The sequence below is a fragment of the Gimesia alba genome (genome assembly GCF_007744675.1).
GTDB lineage: Bacteria > Planctomycetota > Planctomycetia > Planctomycetales > Planctomycetaceae > Gimesia > Gimesia alba.
Genome location: NZ_CP036269.1, coordinates 207,584 through 224,051 on the forward strand (window position 1 = coordinate 207,584; position 16,468 = coordinate 224,051).

Sequence of the window (16,468 nt, forward strand, 5' to 3'; positions counted from 1 at the left end):
CAATGCAATCAAACAACAGGGAATAACCCGATCATAAAGCAGCAGCGGACCTGAATCAATTCGCTTGTGTCTTAACTTGGCAGAATCAGATCCAGACATCTGGGATGTGAAAAGAAAAAGCAGGTTATGCCGTAAAATGCATAACCTGCTTTTATTGTTTCTTGTTTGAACCAGCGCACTTTCAGTCGCGTTTTGCCGACTTATTTTGCTTTGGAGTTCAGATCAAAGTTAATTTCGTTCTCGCCCTCTTTCACTTCGGCAGTTTCTTTGGAGTTCGTGTTGTACTTGGCGGGAACTTGATCCATCGTATCATTTGGAGATCCTGGCTCACCAAATTTACTGATCCGTACTGTATGTTGCCCCAGCACAGCTCCTTTGGAATTCTGGTTATATGCTAACTGATACTTTCCCGCATCATCAGTTCTGCCCACAGAGGGAGAACCAGATTTTGGTTCGAAGGTCAGTTCCGCATCAGCGAGAGGTGCTCCATCCATCGTGACTATTCCAGAAACTTGACCCAATTGGGGAAGATCTTTTGCAGTTCCTCCACAACCGACGATTGCGCACAGCAAGATCATCTGTAATCCGTATGCTGTCACGATGTTTAATCGATGGAAAAAATTTACCGCCATTAGAATTCACCTATCACTTCGCTGCCATTGATTGTTTGTATTCCTCTGAGAAGATTGATATCTATGTTCTCACTAATGAAACGAACAGCGCCGTCTCCCAGCAGTGCATGGCAACCACCTACGTGTTCACTTCCCGGAGATCCCCAGTATGCGATGGGGTTTGTAGCACTGGTTGGGTGATTGATTTTGCGATAAGGGGCAGCAATGACAGCACCTGTGGCAACGTAAGTAGCCCAGAAGGGGCCTCGAATAGGCGAGTCTTTTTCCATCGGGGTTTCCATCATCAACATCGAATTACTCGTACCATCTCTGACGTCTCGCATCCGAGCTGCGCCATTGCGACCGAAGGCTGTTTTTGTTCCTGTCGAGGCGCCGTAGGAAACGTTCGCTCCGTATGTGATGTAGATGACGCTATAACTCGTACGATAGTCATTTACTGTTGTGTAAGCGGTGTTTGAGTTGTAGGAGTAAGGACCGTGTGAGTACGAATCGCTCGGACATTCGAAGACGCTAATTGGTTTGGAGGTAACCGAAGTTTGAATTCCCGTCGTCGGACCAGTGCAGGCACCATTCCCGTCGCTTGATCCGGTTGCTTTTGAAAAATCAATTTGGTTATAGAGTACTGACTGTTCAATGAAGGGAAGTATGAATAGATATGCGGTATGGTTGCGGGTCTCTTGCGTTCCCAACCAGGCGCATTCGTATCCGCCGGCATTTATATCACCAGGAGGAAAAATGCGGTGAGTGTCGTGATAGTTATGCAAAGCCAGACCGATCTGCTTCATGTTGTTCTTGCAGGTAGATCGCCGGGCAGCTTCTCTTGCCTGCTGAACTGCCGGCAGGAGCAACGCGATCAAGATGGCAATAATGGCGATGACAACCAAAAGCTCGATCAGGGTGAATCCGCGGGATGTTTTGGGCTTGGAGCCGCCACGCATAAGTCTTCTCCTGTTTAAATATTAAGAAGTTTTATTAATATAAGGTGAAAGACTCAAATTTTAACCAGCGGCGCATTATTAAAGCAAGAGATTTTATTAATAAAAGAAACTAAGTTCGTAATTGAGGTGAAAGATTTAAGCGGGAAAGTGGGACCGAATTGTGACCTCGACTCACGAATTCGTCAGACTCTTACTTGCTTTGCAGGCTTAATTCGCGTTCATCGAGGGCTTGTTGCATCGCTGCCGAGTAGGCTTTGTACTCGTGATCCAGCTCGGCATAAGAGTGCCCGGTCAGCTCTTCCATTGTTTTCGCGTTGTTGCGAATGCGGGAGTTGAAGCTGTAAAGCTGTGCCATCTGGTTGATGAAGGCATCCCGGTATTCTCCCTGTTTGGCGTGCATGAAGAAATGAGACAGTCCCGATGCCTGGCTGTAATTGGGGCTGATGTTAGGGCTGGTTTGAAAGGCCTGGCGACCCATGGCGGCGAATGTTTCCAGGGGGACATAATACTCGTCTTCCAGCAGCCGATAACGGGCTGCATTGAAGCGGATATGATTCGGGTTGCCGGCTCGAAAGACATTGCCGTTTTTCTCGAACGATTCCATATAGCAGGCGATGCCTTCAATGGCCCAGAAATGATTTTTCTCGCCGACCTGCCTATTGCTGCGCAGCGAACCGGTTTCGTAAAACAGTTGATGCGTGGCTTCGTGATACAGAGTTCCCAGATCACCTTCTGCATCGGGGCGGTGATAAAAGTGCGAGATCCGATCGCCGAACAGATAGATGCCGTGCGTCAATGCAATCTGGGGGATCTCTTTCTGTAAGCGTTGTAGATATTCGTCGCGAGTGCGGTAGTAGTGCATCACGTGCTGGGAATGCTTGTTTCGCCTCTGAAAGGGATTGCGGGCGCCTTCAAATAATTTTCGCAATTGCTCCGGCGTCTTAAAGAAACCGACGAAGGTTTGATGGAAGTAGCGATGAAACTCTTCCATCTCTGTTGCCAGTTTCACGCCCATTTCCAGGCTGTGATTCGTTTTGATCAGAAAATGCTCCGTCTTGATTTCCCAGGCGTTACGGAAGTCACGTCTGATTTCTGCTTCCTGGGCGGCCGACTTCCAGCGACCATTTACATAACGTTCTCCCCGTTCATAACGGGCGATATGTGACGCGGGTAACCAGCCATACTTTTCATGCCATTGCTGTTTGCGATCCTGCATTTCTTTTTCGAATGGAGTCATCCATTCATCGCCGTTACGCACATAGCCCAGGATCAGTCTGACCGATCGATGGTCCGGGTTATGATAAGCCGTTTCCAGAATCAGATCATAAGCATAGCTGGGGAAACCAGCGTATAAGACTTTACGTGAGAAGACAAACAGATCATTTGCCTGTTGTTCTCGAAGGTTGCGCAGTTTCAAACGCCAGGCACGTTCTGCTGGTGGGAGATTAAGTGGGATCTCCGCACGCACCGCGCGCGGCAGTGGTTTGGCATGCGGATCGAAATCCTGTACTGCTTTGAGCAATTGGGCAATCGTCTGCACGCCTTCGAACTGCTGCTCCTGCTGGCAACGAACGGCGAGCTGTTTCAGATCATTCTGAAAGTCACTTTGCAGCGTCTCGTATTGTTTCTGGTAGGCTGCCCGGGCACGCGGGTTTTGTGCAAACGCTTGTTGAGACAGAACCAGCATCAGAGAGAAGATGAGCAATATGCGACTCCAGCGGCCAGCACGATCCGATCGCCCCGCGCCAGCCACTTGCTTGATCACAGAAGCTGCTGACTCGAATGAAGCTCGCGAAGGTTGGTCTTTCTGGACAGGCATGATTACCGTTTCCCTGATTGAACTCAGACGAAGGAGGCGCTACGACAGAAGGCAAACTCCCTCATTGGATTGTATGCGAGACGGACAGCGGAAAAAAGAATGATTCTGCAAAAACAGGCTGAAATCAGGTCAGGGCAACCCCTGTATTCCGGTTACGCCGTGTAATGTGACCCGATCGTGCGTGGGGGAAAACTCGATTTGTTGTGCCACACTTTGGTTGGGAACCCCGCCCACACGCGAAAAGCGTCGGATGGTTGCCTTGCGATTACCGAAAGAACGCATCATGTAAAGGTCTTTCGATTCGTCAAAGCTGATGGTATCGGCGCTGGCGCTGAAGGATTGATTCGTCGGCGTCCTTTTGTTTTTAATGAGTGCATTGCCTTCCAGTTCCGCATTTCCTTTCGCCAGCATCGAGATGTATTTTTTCTTTTGCCCACTGATTTCGTGCTGAATCAGTTTCAGGCTGTTGCTTCGCATCCAGCCGGCGTTGGGAGGCAGTTTGTCGGGATCGATGGTATCCAGCGGACGTTTCACACCGCCATGAGTAATCTGTACGCGATCATCAAACGTCGTGCTTCTCTGTTCCACATTGCCGGCCATCTTGCCGTTAAAATCGATGCGCGTGTAAGTCCAGCTGTCGGTGGCTGTTTTTTGAGGCAGGTTGGCCTGCGAAACTTTGGTTTCTGAATCCGGTTGGTTTGGATTTTCGCGGCGCCACAAAATCAACCAGCCCGGACCGCGGGCTTCTGCGTTACCGGTTTTCTGATCGACGTTCATCTGCCAGAAGCTGGCACGGCGGATACCGACCAGCCGGTTCTCCATGTATTCATTGCTTTCGACTTCGACGCCATCCCGACAGGTAATGAAATGCACGTTGGGTTTTTGGCCTTTCGGCTGTTTTTTTGAAAACGAGACGCGGTCGGACAGAATGACTTCCATCTCCTGGCATCGCAGGCGGTTGTCTCCCATATTCGTTCTGACCTTACCGAAGAAATTCGCCGTCAATCCGTCGAAGACCATTTCCTGGTCCCAGTGAATTTCCAGAACGTGGTCCTGGTTATTTTCTTCACTCAATTCTGGTTGCGCCAGGTTATGCTCCTGGGTAATGCCATCCGCACCTGATAAGAGACCGGCGGCCGATTTTTTACCGCCACGCACCGGCAGCAGCAACAAGCCTTTCCCCTCGACCTTGGCTTTATTTGCCAGACGGTAGAGATAAATATTCTCGCCTTCGATTTGAGAATCCTGCGCATTGATTTTAGCCGGCTTGCCGATCACATGCAGAACCTGATCGTTTTCCCCTTTGTTTTCAATATGGATCTGGTTTCCCGTAATATGCAACGGCTTTTCTGATTTTTTCTGCAACTGCTCCACGGAAACATTACCTTCGGTCCAGACTTCTGCCACTTCTGCTTTGCCGCGTGCATTTTTCCTCACACGCAATTTCATCAGATCAGCATGCACCTCTACTGGCTCGGGTGGCTCTTCCTGCTTTTGATCCTGCATGGGAACTACTGAGTTTCTACGCGACGGCAGCACCGCTCGTCCTTCCGGAGAACCTGCCTGATACTGCTGATTGGTGAGAACATTTCGTCTGCCCGGATCAGAAAAGGGGCCGCTCACATTTTGATTGCGGCCTGCACTCGAAGGGACTGCGTCATCAACGGCAAACGCGACCTGCTTGACGGGGGCGCGCCTTAACTGTGGCTGTTGACTAAGGGGGGCATTCGGAGCCGACTCGGGTGTCGTCGCCTGATCAAACCAGATTTCAAGTCGTTTGGTTTTGCCACGGAGTTGCGGACTGAAGATTGTGACATCCTGTTCCGCAAACATTTTGTACGGGTCAAGTTGACTCTGCATATCCCCATCGGAATCGGATTGACGTGTTCCCTGTTGGAGCGATTCCGCCTCCTTCAGTGAAGGCAGATCTCCTTTCAGCCAGAGTCGGATGTTTTGCGCCAGCAGGGCAAACTCCTCGGCAGGCTGCCTGACGTCGCAATTCTGCTGCAGTTCGATCATCTCCAGTTGAGTTTCCGGGTCGATCGATTTTTTCATCTGTTTAGCCCACCGCGCTGTCATTGTGATTTGACGGGTTTTGGGGTCAACATGTTCAATCCAGCCGGCTCCCTGACAGAGAATGGTTTCCAGACGTCCTTCCTCATTCTGGTGGATTGTGATCTCAGGGCATTTGAGTCTTGAAGCCTGTTGCTTTACCCGAACATCACGTTGATCTGTCAGGACGATTGTTTTGGTTTGTTCGTTGTAGGAGAACCGGGTCATCCTGCCGGAAAACTGATTTTCTTCGGAAACCAGCAGGACATTTGTGCCGATTGCCACCAGTTCCTGAAATTCCAGTTTGCCACTACTATGATGATGTTCGGACTGTTGTTTGTTTTCTGGCTGTTCGGCCAGCGTTTCCCCATGCGCTTGATCGGTTTCTACTTTACGAACAAACTGCAACAGCAGCTTGTCGCATTCCAGGGTGTCAGCCTGATAGGCGTTAGTTGGATGATGCACGCGTACGTTATCTGTAAACGTGCCCTGATTCGATTCCAGATTAAACGTAAAACTTCCTGTACTTTTGACCGTAGCAAAACGAGAAAGGCTGGTTTCCGAAGCTTTTGTTTCTTTCTCTTTCTTCAATGCCAGTATCATATGGACATCGCGGCGGAGCACAATTTCACGGATGCCTTCTGCGGCTGGCTTGAGTTCCTTTGGTTTCTCGGCGGAGGGAATCAGTTTCATTTCGATGCCCCGCGCGCGGCCGCGATGGTCTCCATACGCGAACTGCACTTCGTGGTCGCTCCAGATATTCATTGACGATTCATCATAAAAGAAATTACGTCCATAAATGATCAGTCCGTTGGGTCCTGTAATTTTTACATCGCCTTCCAGAGAGCCGGCAATCATCCGACCGGGGTCAGTGTGTTTGATTCCAAATGGCTGTTCAAACCGGACCAGTGCTTCCTGGCTCATCAGAGCGAACGGGGCCTCGGCTTCCCCTTTTTTGCGGTCGAACATTAACATCGCAAACGGTTTTAAACGGGCTGCTTTCTTTTCCTCTTCCTGTTTCCAGCTTTCCGTATAAATGTAGACATTTTCGTCTTTGAACTGATAGCGGGCATCGGCGGCCCAGGGGATCTCGGGCAGGTAGGTTTGGGCCTTCTCGTTACTTCCCGATGAATAAGCGGGAGACGTGAAGACCTCTTGCGGAAATTCACGTCGAATGACTTTATCTTTGATGACATGCCGCAGCGTCTGCGCATACGCCAGATAGGCACCGGTCAATGAGAGTGTTGTGACCCAGGTCAGCAACAGCCGGTTTGATATCAGGCGATCGAAAATTCCATTCCTGTTATATTGAATGGCTCCGGTCATGGAATTGAAAAAGTCGTTTCTAATGTAAGAGAGGATTGTCAGAAAGGGATATCGAAAGCGGGTTAGCCCGCCTGTTTGTCTTCTGCTGTTTCCAGGTGTGGCTGCCAGCCGATGACATCGGTAATGTCGATCAGACCTGCTAAATGCTGCCGTTGGTCGACGACCGGCAGTTCACTGAGCTTGCGTGCTTTTAACAGTTCGACGGCCGCTTCCAGAGAAGCGTCAGATTGAATGGTAGTCGGTTGCGCGGTCATGACTTCAGAGATCGGTCGGTCCAGTTGTGCATCGCGGCGTTCTTCCAGCAGACGGGCCAGGTCACTATCGGTGAAGATGCCTGTGACCCGATCGGATTCATCGACAATGATCACCGCACCGCTGCGACGACCGGGGCAACTCAAGCGGACAAACGTTTCGCGGATGGAACTGGTTTCTTGTGTCACACGCACTTCGCTGCGCGGGCGCATGACTTCATTAATCTGAGTCAGCTTTCGCCCCAGATTTCCTCCGGGGTGAAAGGTGGCAAACTGCAGCGGCGTGAAGCCGCGGGCTTTGCTGAGGACCAGCGAGAGCGCATCGCCCATTGCCAGCATCGCCGTCGTTGTTGTGGATGGTGCCAACTGATGCGGGCCGGCTTCTTTCAAATCTCCCAGACACAATACGATTTGAGAGGCGCGGCCGAGTGTGCTTGTCTTGCGGGCCGTGATGCCGATCGTGGGCAGGTTCATTTTCTGAAACAGGGGGAGCAGCCGCCTGAGTTCTTCTGTTTCGCCGCTATTGGAAAGTGCCAGCACGGTATCATCGGAATGCAGGCAGCCCAAGTCGCCATGAATGGCTTCCGCCGGATGCAGAAAATGGGAACGTGTGCCTGTCGAAGAGAGTGTGGCGCAGATTTTTTGTGCGATCAACCCTGCTTTACCCATGCCCGTTAAGATGACAGCGCCCTTGCGAGACAGAATTAATTCGACGGCGTCACAGAGTTCTGTTCCCAAGGCATGACCCATCTGGCGCAGTGCATCGGCCTCGCAGAAAATAATCTCGCGCGCATCTCGTAACTGATCAAACTGGGAAAACTCGATTACCGACCTTGCAGGAAGGGAACTCATCACGCCATATCCTTATGTCGCATCCTTGCGGGCATGTTCAGGGGAGCGGGAGTATAAAGTGAGCTCGAAAATGGGTCAATCCGAAATTGCATTGCGAGAAATGCTGTAAGTATATAACAAATAATGCCTTACTGGACCTGGTTGCTGGAAGTTTGTTTCGGAGATTGTCAGGAGAATCGTTGTGGTTCCCCTTTCCTGGTCGGGATTGTAGAAGAAAGCATGAGTCGACTCTCGTAATTTCAATGAGACCATCTACAATGATTAATCCCTGCGGTACTTTGTAGCAGGTTGTCCTTTGAGACGATCTTTCGAGTTGTCATTCTGGAACAGGCAGGATCGTTCGTTTCCACAACGCGAAGACAAAGTGCGAAACGTGGCCATCGTTTGGTTCTTAAGTCATTAAAGTAAAAGAAGATACGAAACGCATTCTTTCTGAGGTTCGCGACAGGCGTTGCAAATCTCGTTTCCCCTGAAATCTGGACCGGTCGTGGTTTTGGATTGGAATGCTTCCGGGGAGCGCAGTCTGGAATTCAAAAGTGTCAGTAGACGGATCATTATGTTTGTAGATCGAGTAGATATATATTGTAAAGCCGGCGACGGCGGAGATGGGTGTGCCAGTTTCCGACGGGAAGCCCATGTCCCGCGCGGCGGTCCGAATGGCGGCGATGGCGGCAAAGGTGGCGATGTAGTCGTGCTCGCCGATGAGAATGTCAGTAGTTTAGCCAATATCATCGGCCACAAACATTGGAATGCCGAACGCGGCGGACACGGATCGGGAAGTTTAAAAACCGGGAAATCGGGTCAGGACGCGGTCATTATGGTCCCGCCGGGAACACTGGTCCTGGACAGTAAACGCGGGCATCTGTTACGCGATATGAAGCAGAGCGGCGATCGCGTGGTGGTCGCCAAAGGGGGCAAAGGGGGCCGCGGCAATCGTCATTTTGCGACCGCCACTCACCAGGCACCCCGTGAGTTTGAAAAGGGGGGAGTGGGAGAACAGCGTGATATTTCACTCGAACTGAAACTGATCGCTGACGTCGGATTGGTCGGGAAACCGAATGCCGGCAAATCGACGCTGCTGAGCCGACTTTCGAAGGCGCACCCCGAAATTGCAGACTACCCGTTTACCACAAAATATCCTAATTTAGGCTTGGTTCGACTTGGATTCGACCATCAATTCGTGATGGCGGATATCCCCGGTCTGATCGAAGGCGCCCATGCAGGTGTCGGGCTGGGGCATGAATTCTTGAAGCATGTCGAGCGGACGCGGCTCCTCGTGCATCTGGTGGAGCCGTCACCCATGGACCAGACCGATCCGATTCAGAACTACCGTCAGATTCGGGAAGAGATGCGACTTTATGATCCTACACTGATGGAACGCCCGGAAATTCTGGTAGTGACGAAAAGCGAGTTGCCCGATGCGGCCCCGGTGGCCGAACTGCTGGAAGAAGAATTAGGACATCCGGTGATGCAAATCTCCTCTGCCACCGGCGCCAATCTCGAAAAACTGGTCCGAATGATTATTGACGAACTGCAAAATCTGGAAGTCGAGGCCTGATCGTGGAGCAGGAGCCCCTTTCCCAGTCAGACGATCCCGTTCAGAAACCAGCGGCTTCACCAACGCAGCCGGAAGAGACGCCCGGAGAAGTCCGGGTCCGTTTTGGTAAATTCGGAGCGGCACTGTTCATGGTACTGGGGTTCGCCTATCAGGCATTTTTTAACACCGCACAGAGCCAGACCGAGCGGATTACCGAGCTGGGCATTCTGATGCTGGTCGGCTTCTTCTTGGGTTGGGGCTTCGCCCGACTTCGTTTTTAAGCCCTGTCTCCGCGTCGGCTTCTGAATTGTAAAATTTGCATTTCCTCTCATTCCCAGGGCGACTTTGCAATTTCTACAATGTTTTGACACGTCTCTTTTGACGAAGGTTCTGCTGCCAAATTTTTTTGTGTGTATGCCGTAAGTGGCATGTGAGACATGTCTTATGCGCATCTTGTCTCTGCTTTGAATCCCGCTTCGGTGTGATTTTCGAACCATTGGCCTCCCGTTTGCATTAACCATCTTTCACCTGACTCGCTGTGATTCGTGTGAATGGAATTCACCAACCATCGTTTCAGGCAACCGGAACCTCAGGTTCTTCCCACGATCATATCTCAAAACCCCATTTCGAGTGATCGACCCAAAACTATCCCGTTACAATCAATTGAGAGTGTGTCAGCCGAAGACCCGCATCTTCGGCTGCAACCCAAAAGGAACAAGAGGGCATGGAAGCTCAACTTTGTCGCTGTTTCGTTTTATTCCTGGCTGCATTCTTATCGCTGGGAGCCTCTTACAAAACATCCAATTTCATTACTCATGCACCCACGCCGGAAATCGCCAAGCAGGTGGGCGATGCTGCTGAGATCTATCGTAAAGAACTGGCCATTACCTGGCTGGGACATGAACTTCCCAAATGGTATGCCCCTTGTCCGATTAAAGTCAAAGTAGGCAACTATGGAGCCGGTGGTGCGACCACCTTCTCCTTCGACCGGGGAGAAGTCTTTGGTTGGGACATGCAGATCCAGGGAACATTAGAACGCATTCTGGATTCGGTACTCCCGCACGAAGTCAATCATACGATCTTCGCCTGCCACTTTCGTCGACCGCTGCCTCGCTGGGCCGACGAAGGGGCAGCGACTATCGTTGAACATGAATCAGAGAAAAAACGTCAACGGTTGTTGAACCGTCAGGTGATGGGAACCAACAAACGGATTCCTCTCAGACGTCTGCTCTCCATGACCGAATATCCTTCGGAAATGCAACAGGTGCTGACATTGTATGCGGAAGGGTATTCCCTGGCCGACTATCTGCTGCAGACCGGCGGCAAAAAACGCTATCTGATGTTTCTGGAAGATGCCCATAAGAATGGCTGGGATGAAGCCATCGCCAAATTATACAAATACAAAAATGTAGAAGATCTGGAACAACGCTGGGGCAGCTGGATTATGGCTGGCAGCCCGGCTCTGAATCTTCCCGCAGGTCAGCAACTGGCAGCCAACGACCCCCAAGCGAAGTCGGCAGCCGAAAACAAGGATCTTGTGATTCGTTCTCAGAGTCCTGATGAGAGTGAAGACGAATTCGAAACCGCCATGAATGAGCAGACAGAGCTGGCCAGTCTGGATCAGACCGACAGAGAGAGCCGTAAATCACGGCCGCTGCCGATTAAGTCGCGGATTCCCTTCAGCGGACGTAAGGCAGAAAGCCATCAAATCAACGAAACGGTTGCCTTTGCACCCGAGTCACAGCGTACCTCGCTGCCACAGGAACGAGAGCAGTTTGCTCAAGCTCGTCCCCAGCCGCGACGTGCTCCGCAACGCAGAGCACAACAACAGTCGAATGGTCGGTACAGCCGCGTCGCCAGTCCTGCACGTGGCATCGATCTGGGCCAGTCGGCTGAAATCGACTTTTAGACAGTGTCCAGATTAAGTTAATCAAATTGATGTGGCAGGATGGCGACACGATACGAACGATGATTGGCTGACTCTGCAAACGCAGCCGGGACTTCATCGAGCGAGAAGGAATGTTCGCTGAGTCGCTGAAACGGATACTGGTTCTGATAACGCTCGAGAAAATTCAACGCGTTCGCCAGATCAAGGTCGGTATAATTGTGAATGCCTTCCAGTCTGAGTAATTTACGGACCATGGTTTCCGCAGAGAGCTGTATCGGCCGGGCCGGGTAAACGGCACCGACGAGAATCATGCGACCGCCAATCGCCAGCGACTCCAGACCGCTTTCCATGACTTCCGGAACACCCGTCATGTCGAACACAAGGTCCACGCCGCGTCCGTCTGTCAGATGTGGAATCTCCGCATGCAGCGGCTGTTCTTTTTTCGCCAGTACCGTGTGCGTCGCGCCGAATTCAAGACTGCGTTTGACACGCTCCGGTTCGATGTCGGTCACAATCACCGCCGCAGCGCCGTGCGAATGCGCGACGGCGGCAGCGGTCACTCCCAGCATGCCCGCTCCTAGAATGAGTACGGACTTGTTTTCGATTTCCCCGGCAAGACGAAAGGCGGCCATCACGGTGGCGGTCGCACAGTTCGCAGGGCTGGCAACCTGATCGGGCAATGATTCCGGCACTTTGAAAATCGTCGTGCCTTTAACCAGATGACAGTGGCTGGCCAGACCGCCACTCAGATAATTTTGATCGGTGAGACGCTGATGTCCGTATTTGAACAGCCGGGTACATTTTTGCGTGAGGCCGCGGCGGCAATTTTCACATTCCTTGCAGGAAACCGCAACAGACCACGTGATGCGATCACCAATGAGAACAGGGCGGTCCAGATAATCCCGGATCGGGACTTCGGAATTCAGGTCCACCACGCGGCCGATCATTTCGTGTCCCAGAATCGTTGGGCAGGGGGTCGAACGCGTGCCCTCGTACGTATGCAGGTCACTTCCGCAAATCGTACAGCAGAGGATTTCCACCAGAGTTTCGCCCGGCTGCAGTTTGGGTTTTTCAACGACAGTACGTTGTAAGGGGGGATCATCGCCCGTCAGGACTATCGAGGTACATTGATCGCTCATGATTTCGTACGACTTATTATAATCTGGTTAACGCGATCTGATTGAACGGCTTTTCAGACAGCGCGAGTTTGAATCTGCTAGAGGGGTTCTGAATCAATACAGAAAAGTGACCTTTTTTATAAACGCCCTTTTCGAAAACCGAAAGTGTACTTTTATCTGCGGGGCTCTTTTTATTCTGTCTTGGCGGAAGTAACCGCCATCGCATCCAGCACCTGTTCAATCTGTTCCACCAGCTGCTGCATGTCAGCGGGAAAGACATTGCCGATATTTCCAATCCGAAACGTCTCTGCCTGGCTGATTTTTCCCGGGTAAATCACATACCGGCGGTGTTTCAGTTCATCGTAAAACTGATTGAAGAAAAACAGCGGCGAATCGGGATAATAAAACGACGTGATGATCGGCGATTGTAATTCGCGCGGCAAGAGTGTGCGCAATCCCGCCTGTTGCATTGCTGCGACTAAGGTGGATTGGTTTTCACAATAGCGGGCATGCCGCTGCGCCACGCCCCCTTCTGCTTCCAGTTCTTTCAACGCCTGCAGGAACGCACACACCACATGCGTGGGGGACGTGTATCTCCATTTCCCCCCTTTGTGTTCCATTTCGTTCCATTGGTCAAACAGATCCAGACTCAACGAGCGTGCGTAACCGGCCGTCTGTTCCAGTTTCTTCTGGTTGGCGATGACAAATCCAAAACCGGGAACACCCTGAATACATTTATTGGCCGAGGAAATCAGGTAATCGACATGAAAGTTTTCCATCAACAGCGGAATCCCGCCGAAGGAAGACATCGCATCCAGAATATAGTCTTTGCCTGCCTCGGCAACGATCTGCCCGATTTCCGCAGCCGGATTCAACATGCCGGTTGTCGTTTCACAGTGCACCATCGCGACATGTGTGATCGCCGTGTCGTCGGCCAGCGTGGCGCGAATCTGATCCAGATCGGGCGGTTCTGTTTCCGAGAAAGCTAATTCGATAAGCGGGATTTTCAGACAGTTGGTGATTTGCGCGATGCGGCTTCCGTACGCGCCATTGGAAATCACCAGCAGTTTGCCTCCAGGCGGAATCACCGAGCCGATAGTGGCTTCGACGGCGAAGGTGCCGCTACCCTGCATCAGGACCGACGTAAATCCTGGTTCGTTTGTCGCCAGTCGTACCAGTCGCTCGCGAATTTCGACGACGCGCTGATTGTAGTCAACGTCCCACGTGGAATAATCGACGCCCATTGCCTCACGCACACTCTTTGTTGTGGTGAGTGGTCCGGGGGTCAGTAATAAATAAGGAATGTCTGCGTCCATATCAGTGCTCGCTTGCTTCAATTTGTTCGATGATTTCAGGGAGAGTTTTCAGCGTGGGAATCACAAAGTGTGCGCCCGCGTTTTTAAGTTTGGTTTCAGCGGTTTGCAGCACGCTCGTTTTTTGATTGTCGTCCAGGGCAGCGAATTCGGCGACCGTCAAGCCGACTTCGCTGCCGGTTTGCGTTAGACCCACGGTCCACGTGCCCGCATTTAGACCGGCTTCGATATCGGGGACCGTATCGCCGACTTTCACCACCGACGTCGGAGGAAAGACATTCAGTGCTTCCATGTTCCGATAAATCATCCACGGCGCAGGGCGTCCTGCGGGAACTTCATCGGCACACATAGAATAGTCGGGATCGTAGCCTTGTGCTTTGGCTGCTGCCAGAACAGACTCGGCGACGATCCGCGGGTAACCGGTGGTGGAACCGATTTTGATACCGCGTTCTTTCAGTCGTGAAATCGTGTCACACAAGCCGGGCACCAGGTCGGTATAGTCTTGCGCTTCCTTGACCTGCAGTGGCATAAACGTTTGATAAATCTGTTCGACATCCTCTTCCGACCAGGGACGCTGGTGGGCCGCTTCCCACTGGGCGGCGATCTCTTCCAGTTGAAACAGGCTGCGGATGTGATCTTTTTTATGCAGGCCCATCGGTCCCCGTGCCTGGGCGGGCGTCAGTTCCACACCACAGGCCTGGAAGGCTTTGATGAAGGCAGAGATCGGGGCAAAACAACCATGGTCGATGGTGGTTCCCGCCCAGTCAAAAATAACGAGTTTGATTTTGTTGGTTGACATAATGACTTTCATTCAGTTTGTTTCCAGTGTCGGTTGTTTCAGGACGCGCTGGACATAGGTTAAAAAATATTCGAGTTCCGGCGTTTCATAGCCGGGGATTTTGGCTGCTTCATCATAGGTCCGCAGACGCAGGGCATCTTGAGCCCACGGATTCTGTTCGAATGCCGCTTGTTCTGTTTCATCAAACGGGCCTCCCTGTAGCTTGAGACTTAACACGGAAGCAGGTGACAGGCGGGATGCATATTCTGCATCAGTCGCACAGCGATAGCGTTTGGCGTCGACGTGCAGACGAATCGGTTCGGTGACCGCAGGAGGAAAATACCGAACGAGCCACTGCGCGCCGATGGTTTCATGCAGATCATCGATGCCTTGTGCCGCACAGTCTTCATCGTGTTTGTGGAGTAAATGACCGATGTCATGCAGGAACGCGGCCACGATCAGTTCCTGAGCTTCGCCGGCCTGCTCGGCGGCAAAAGCGGCTTGCAGCGCATGCTCTGTCTGTGAGATCGCTTCGCCGGCGTACATGTCGCTCCCTTTTTCACAGAAGCATTTCCGGATTTCCTCCACGATTTGATCAGGTTTTACCTGGGGCATCAGGGGCCTCCGTTTCGGGTTCCGATGAAAGTGCTTGAGCCAGATTCATGTCGCGCTCCTGAATCAGCCAATACACGGTACCGGCGATAATCGCCGTACAACAAATGCCGGCCAGACCACCAAAGGCCATCTTCCAGCCATAATATTGCGCAATCATGCCAACGGTATGGCCGGATAAAATGGCGCCCAGATAACCGGCGGAATCAACGAGACCCGCTACTGTGGAGCAGCCTCGTTTGCCGCCCAGGTCGATGGCCATCACACCCGACAGAAACGAATAGGGGGCCATCAGAAAAAAGGCGACCAGTGAGAGTAAGATGAGTGCCAATACCGGTTTGCCGGCGACATCAATCGTCGCCAGTAAACCCAGTGATAATACGAGTAGGATTAAACTGGGAAGCACAACGCGACCGTGGCGACCTCGTAAACGGTCGGACGTGACTCCCGCCAGCAAAGTGGAACAGCCGCCGACCAGGGGAAACAGCATGCTGCCAATCGCCGCTTCGCCGATATCAAACTTCACGACTTCATTCAGGAAGGTGGGGGTCCAGAAATTGAACGTTTCCCGCACGAGCGTGAGACTGAAATTCATGATGCAGATCAGCCAGAATAACGGGCTGGCCAGCAGGGGTTTCAGAACGTCTTTGATCGAAATCCGCTCGGCATGATTGCCTTCCGCACCAAACACATTGATCGGGTTGGCTTCGGGTTCTTCCAGCCCGACATCTTTGGGGCTCGACTTCAATGTGAAATACACAAAAACGGCAATCGCGGTCAGTGTGCCGGCAGCGACAAAAAAGACAGTCCGCCAGTTTGCCAGAAACTCGAACGATGCATAAGTCTCTCCCAGCAGAATCAGGCTGCCCAGGTAGATGCGGGCGAAGGCGTCTCCGAACAGAAAGGAGAGCGAAAGAATGGCCATCACGGTGGCATGCCATTTCACGGGATACCAGCGGGACGCCGTCTTGACCAGCGCCACCCAGCCCATTGACTGAAAATAGCGGTTACAGGCCCAGACGATGATAAATACGGTCAGGCCTGATGCCAGCCCGAACAGAACGGAAAACACGATCGAGCAAATCATGCCCACGAGAAACATCAAACGGCCGCCGAGGAAGTCGGCCAGGTAACCGTTAAAGATTTTGCCAATCGCATACAGCATCACGCCGACGGAAGCCACCGTGCCGATCTGGATTTTGGTAATCCCCACGCCGCCGTATTCTTTTAATATGAGTGGCGTCGCGACCGCCAGATTCGAGCGGCAGATATAATAACCGACATAACCCAGGAACAGACTTGTCAGAGTCAGCAGCTGCCAGTTGCGATTGCGTTTGTTTGACATCAGGTTT

Annotated in this window: 13 protein-coding genes; 3 read left to right on the plus strand and 10 right to left on the minus strand. The window is 51.9% G+C overall.

The window, feature by feature from the left end:
• Positions 1 to 200: 200 nt before the first annotated feature.
• From Pan241w_RS00835 to Pan241w_RS00855, 5 genes are all read right to left on the minus strand, one after another.
• Positions 201 to 632 carry a transthyretin-like family protein gene (locus Pan241w_RS00835; RefSeq protein ID WP_232107314.1) on the minus strand — a complete coding sequence of 144 codons (432 nt, stop codon included), beginning with the start codon at positions 630 to 632 and terminating at the stop codon, positions 201 to 203.
• A complete protein-coding gene (locus tag Pan241w_RS00840; protein ID WP_145209532.1) occupies positions 632 to 1,570 on the minus strand; it encodes a DUF1559 domain-containing protein in 939 nt (312 codons plus the stop codon). The genes Pan241w_RS00835 and Pan241w_RS00840 overlap by 1 nt, the downstream gene beginning before the upstream one ends.
• Before the next feature lie 190 nt (positions 1,571 to 1,760).
• Positions 1,761 to 3,389, minus strand: coding sequence for a DUF1570 domain-containing protein (locus Pan241w_RS00845; RefSeq protein WP_145209535.1), 1,629 nt, complete (start codon positions 3,387 to 3,389; stop codon positions 1,761 to 1,763).
• Between the two features lie 129 nt (positions 3,390 to 3,518).
• Positions 3,519 to 6,767 carry an LptA/OstA family protein gene (locus Pan241w_RS00850; RefSeq protein ID WP_145209538.1) on the minus strand — a complete coding sequence of 1,083 codons (3,249 nt, stop codon included), beginning with the start codon at positions 6,765 to 6,767 and terminating at the stop codon, positions 3,519 to 3,521.
• 62 nt (positions 6,768 to 6,829) lie between these two features.
• Positions 6,830 to 7,870 carry a KpsF/GutQ family sugar-phosphate isomerase gene (locus tag Pan241w_RS00855; RefSeq protein ID WP_145209541.1) on the minus strand — a complete coding sequence of 347 codons (1,041 nt, stop codon included), beginning with the start codon at positions 7,868 to 7,870 and terminating at the stop codon, positions 6,830 to 6,832.
• A gap of 556 nt (positions 7,871 to 8,426) precedes the next feature.
• Here Pan241w_RS00855 and obgE point away from each other — a divergent pair.
• The 3 genes from obgE (at position 8,427) to Pan241w_RS00870 (ending at position 11,316) form a co-directional block, all read left to right on the plus strand.
• Positions 8,427 to 9,428, plus strand: coding sequence for a GTPase ObgE (gene obgE / locus Pan241w_RS00860; protein ID WP_145209544.1), 1,002 nt, complete (start codon positions 8,427 to 8,429; stop codon positions 9,426 to 9,428).
• A 2-nt stretch (positions 9,429 to 9,430) separates the two neighbouring features.
• Positions 9,431 to 9,688, plus strand: a complete 258-nt coding sequence (locus Pan241w_RS00865) for a hypothetical protein (RefSeq protein ID WP_145209549.1) — start codon at positions 9,431 to 9,433, stop codon at positions 9,686 to 9,688.
• Between the two features lie 443 nt (positions 9,689 to 10,131).
• Positions 10,132 to 11,316 (plus strand): gluzincin family metallopeptidase, encoded by a 1,185-nt coding sequence (locus tag Pan241w_RS00870; RefSeq protein ID WP_145209552.1) that lies wholly within the window; start codon positions 10,132 to 10,134, stop codon positions 11,314 to 11,316.
• A 17-nt stretch (positions 11,317 to 11,333) separates the two neighbouring features.
• On the opposite strand, the gene Pan241w_RS00875 is transcribed toward Pan241w_RS00870, so the two are convergent.
• From Pan241w_RS00875 to Pan241w_RS00895, 5 genes are all read right to left on the minus strand, one after another.
• A complete protein-coding gene (locus Pan241w_RS00875) occupies positions 11,334 to 12,434 on the minus strand; it encodes a zinc-binding dehydrogenase (RefSeq protein WP_145209555.1) in 1,101 nt (366 codons plus the stop codon).
• A 170-nt stretch (positions 12,435 to 12,604) separates the two neighbouring features.
• Positions 12,605 to 13,729, minus strand: coding sequence for a 2-aminoethylphosphonate--pyruvate transaminase (gene phnW, locus Pan241w_RS00880; protein WP_145209558.1), 1,125 nt, complete (start codon positions 13,727 to 13,729; stop codon positions 12,605 to 12,607).
• A gap of 1 nt (position 13,730) precedes the next feature.
• Positions 13,731 to 14,525, minus strand: coding sequence for a phosphonoacetaldehyde hydrolase (gene phnX / locus Pan241w_RS00885; RefSeq protein WP_232107315.1), 795 nt, complete (start codon positions 14,523 to 14,525; stop codon positions 13,731 to 13,733).
• Positions 14,526 to 14,537: 12 nt separating this feature from the next.
• Positions 14,538 to 15,119 (minus strand): phosphonate degradation HD-domain oxygenase, encoded by a 582-nt coding sequence (locus tag Pan241w_RS00890; RefSeq protein WP_145209564.1) that lies wholly within the window; start codon positions 15,117 to 15,119, stop codon positions 14,538 to 14,540.
• Positions 15,100 to 16,461, minus strand: a complete 1,362-nt coding sequence (locus Pan241w_RS00895) for an MFS transporter (RefSeq protein WP_145209567.1) — start codon at positions 16,459 to 16,461, stop codon at positions 15,100 to 15,102. The genes Pan241w_RS00890 and Pan241w_RS00895 overlap by 20 nt, the downstream gene beginning before the upstream one ends.
• Positions 16,462 to 16,468 lie beyond the last annotated feature (7 nt).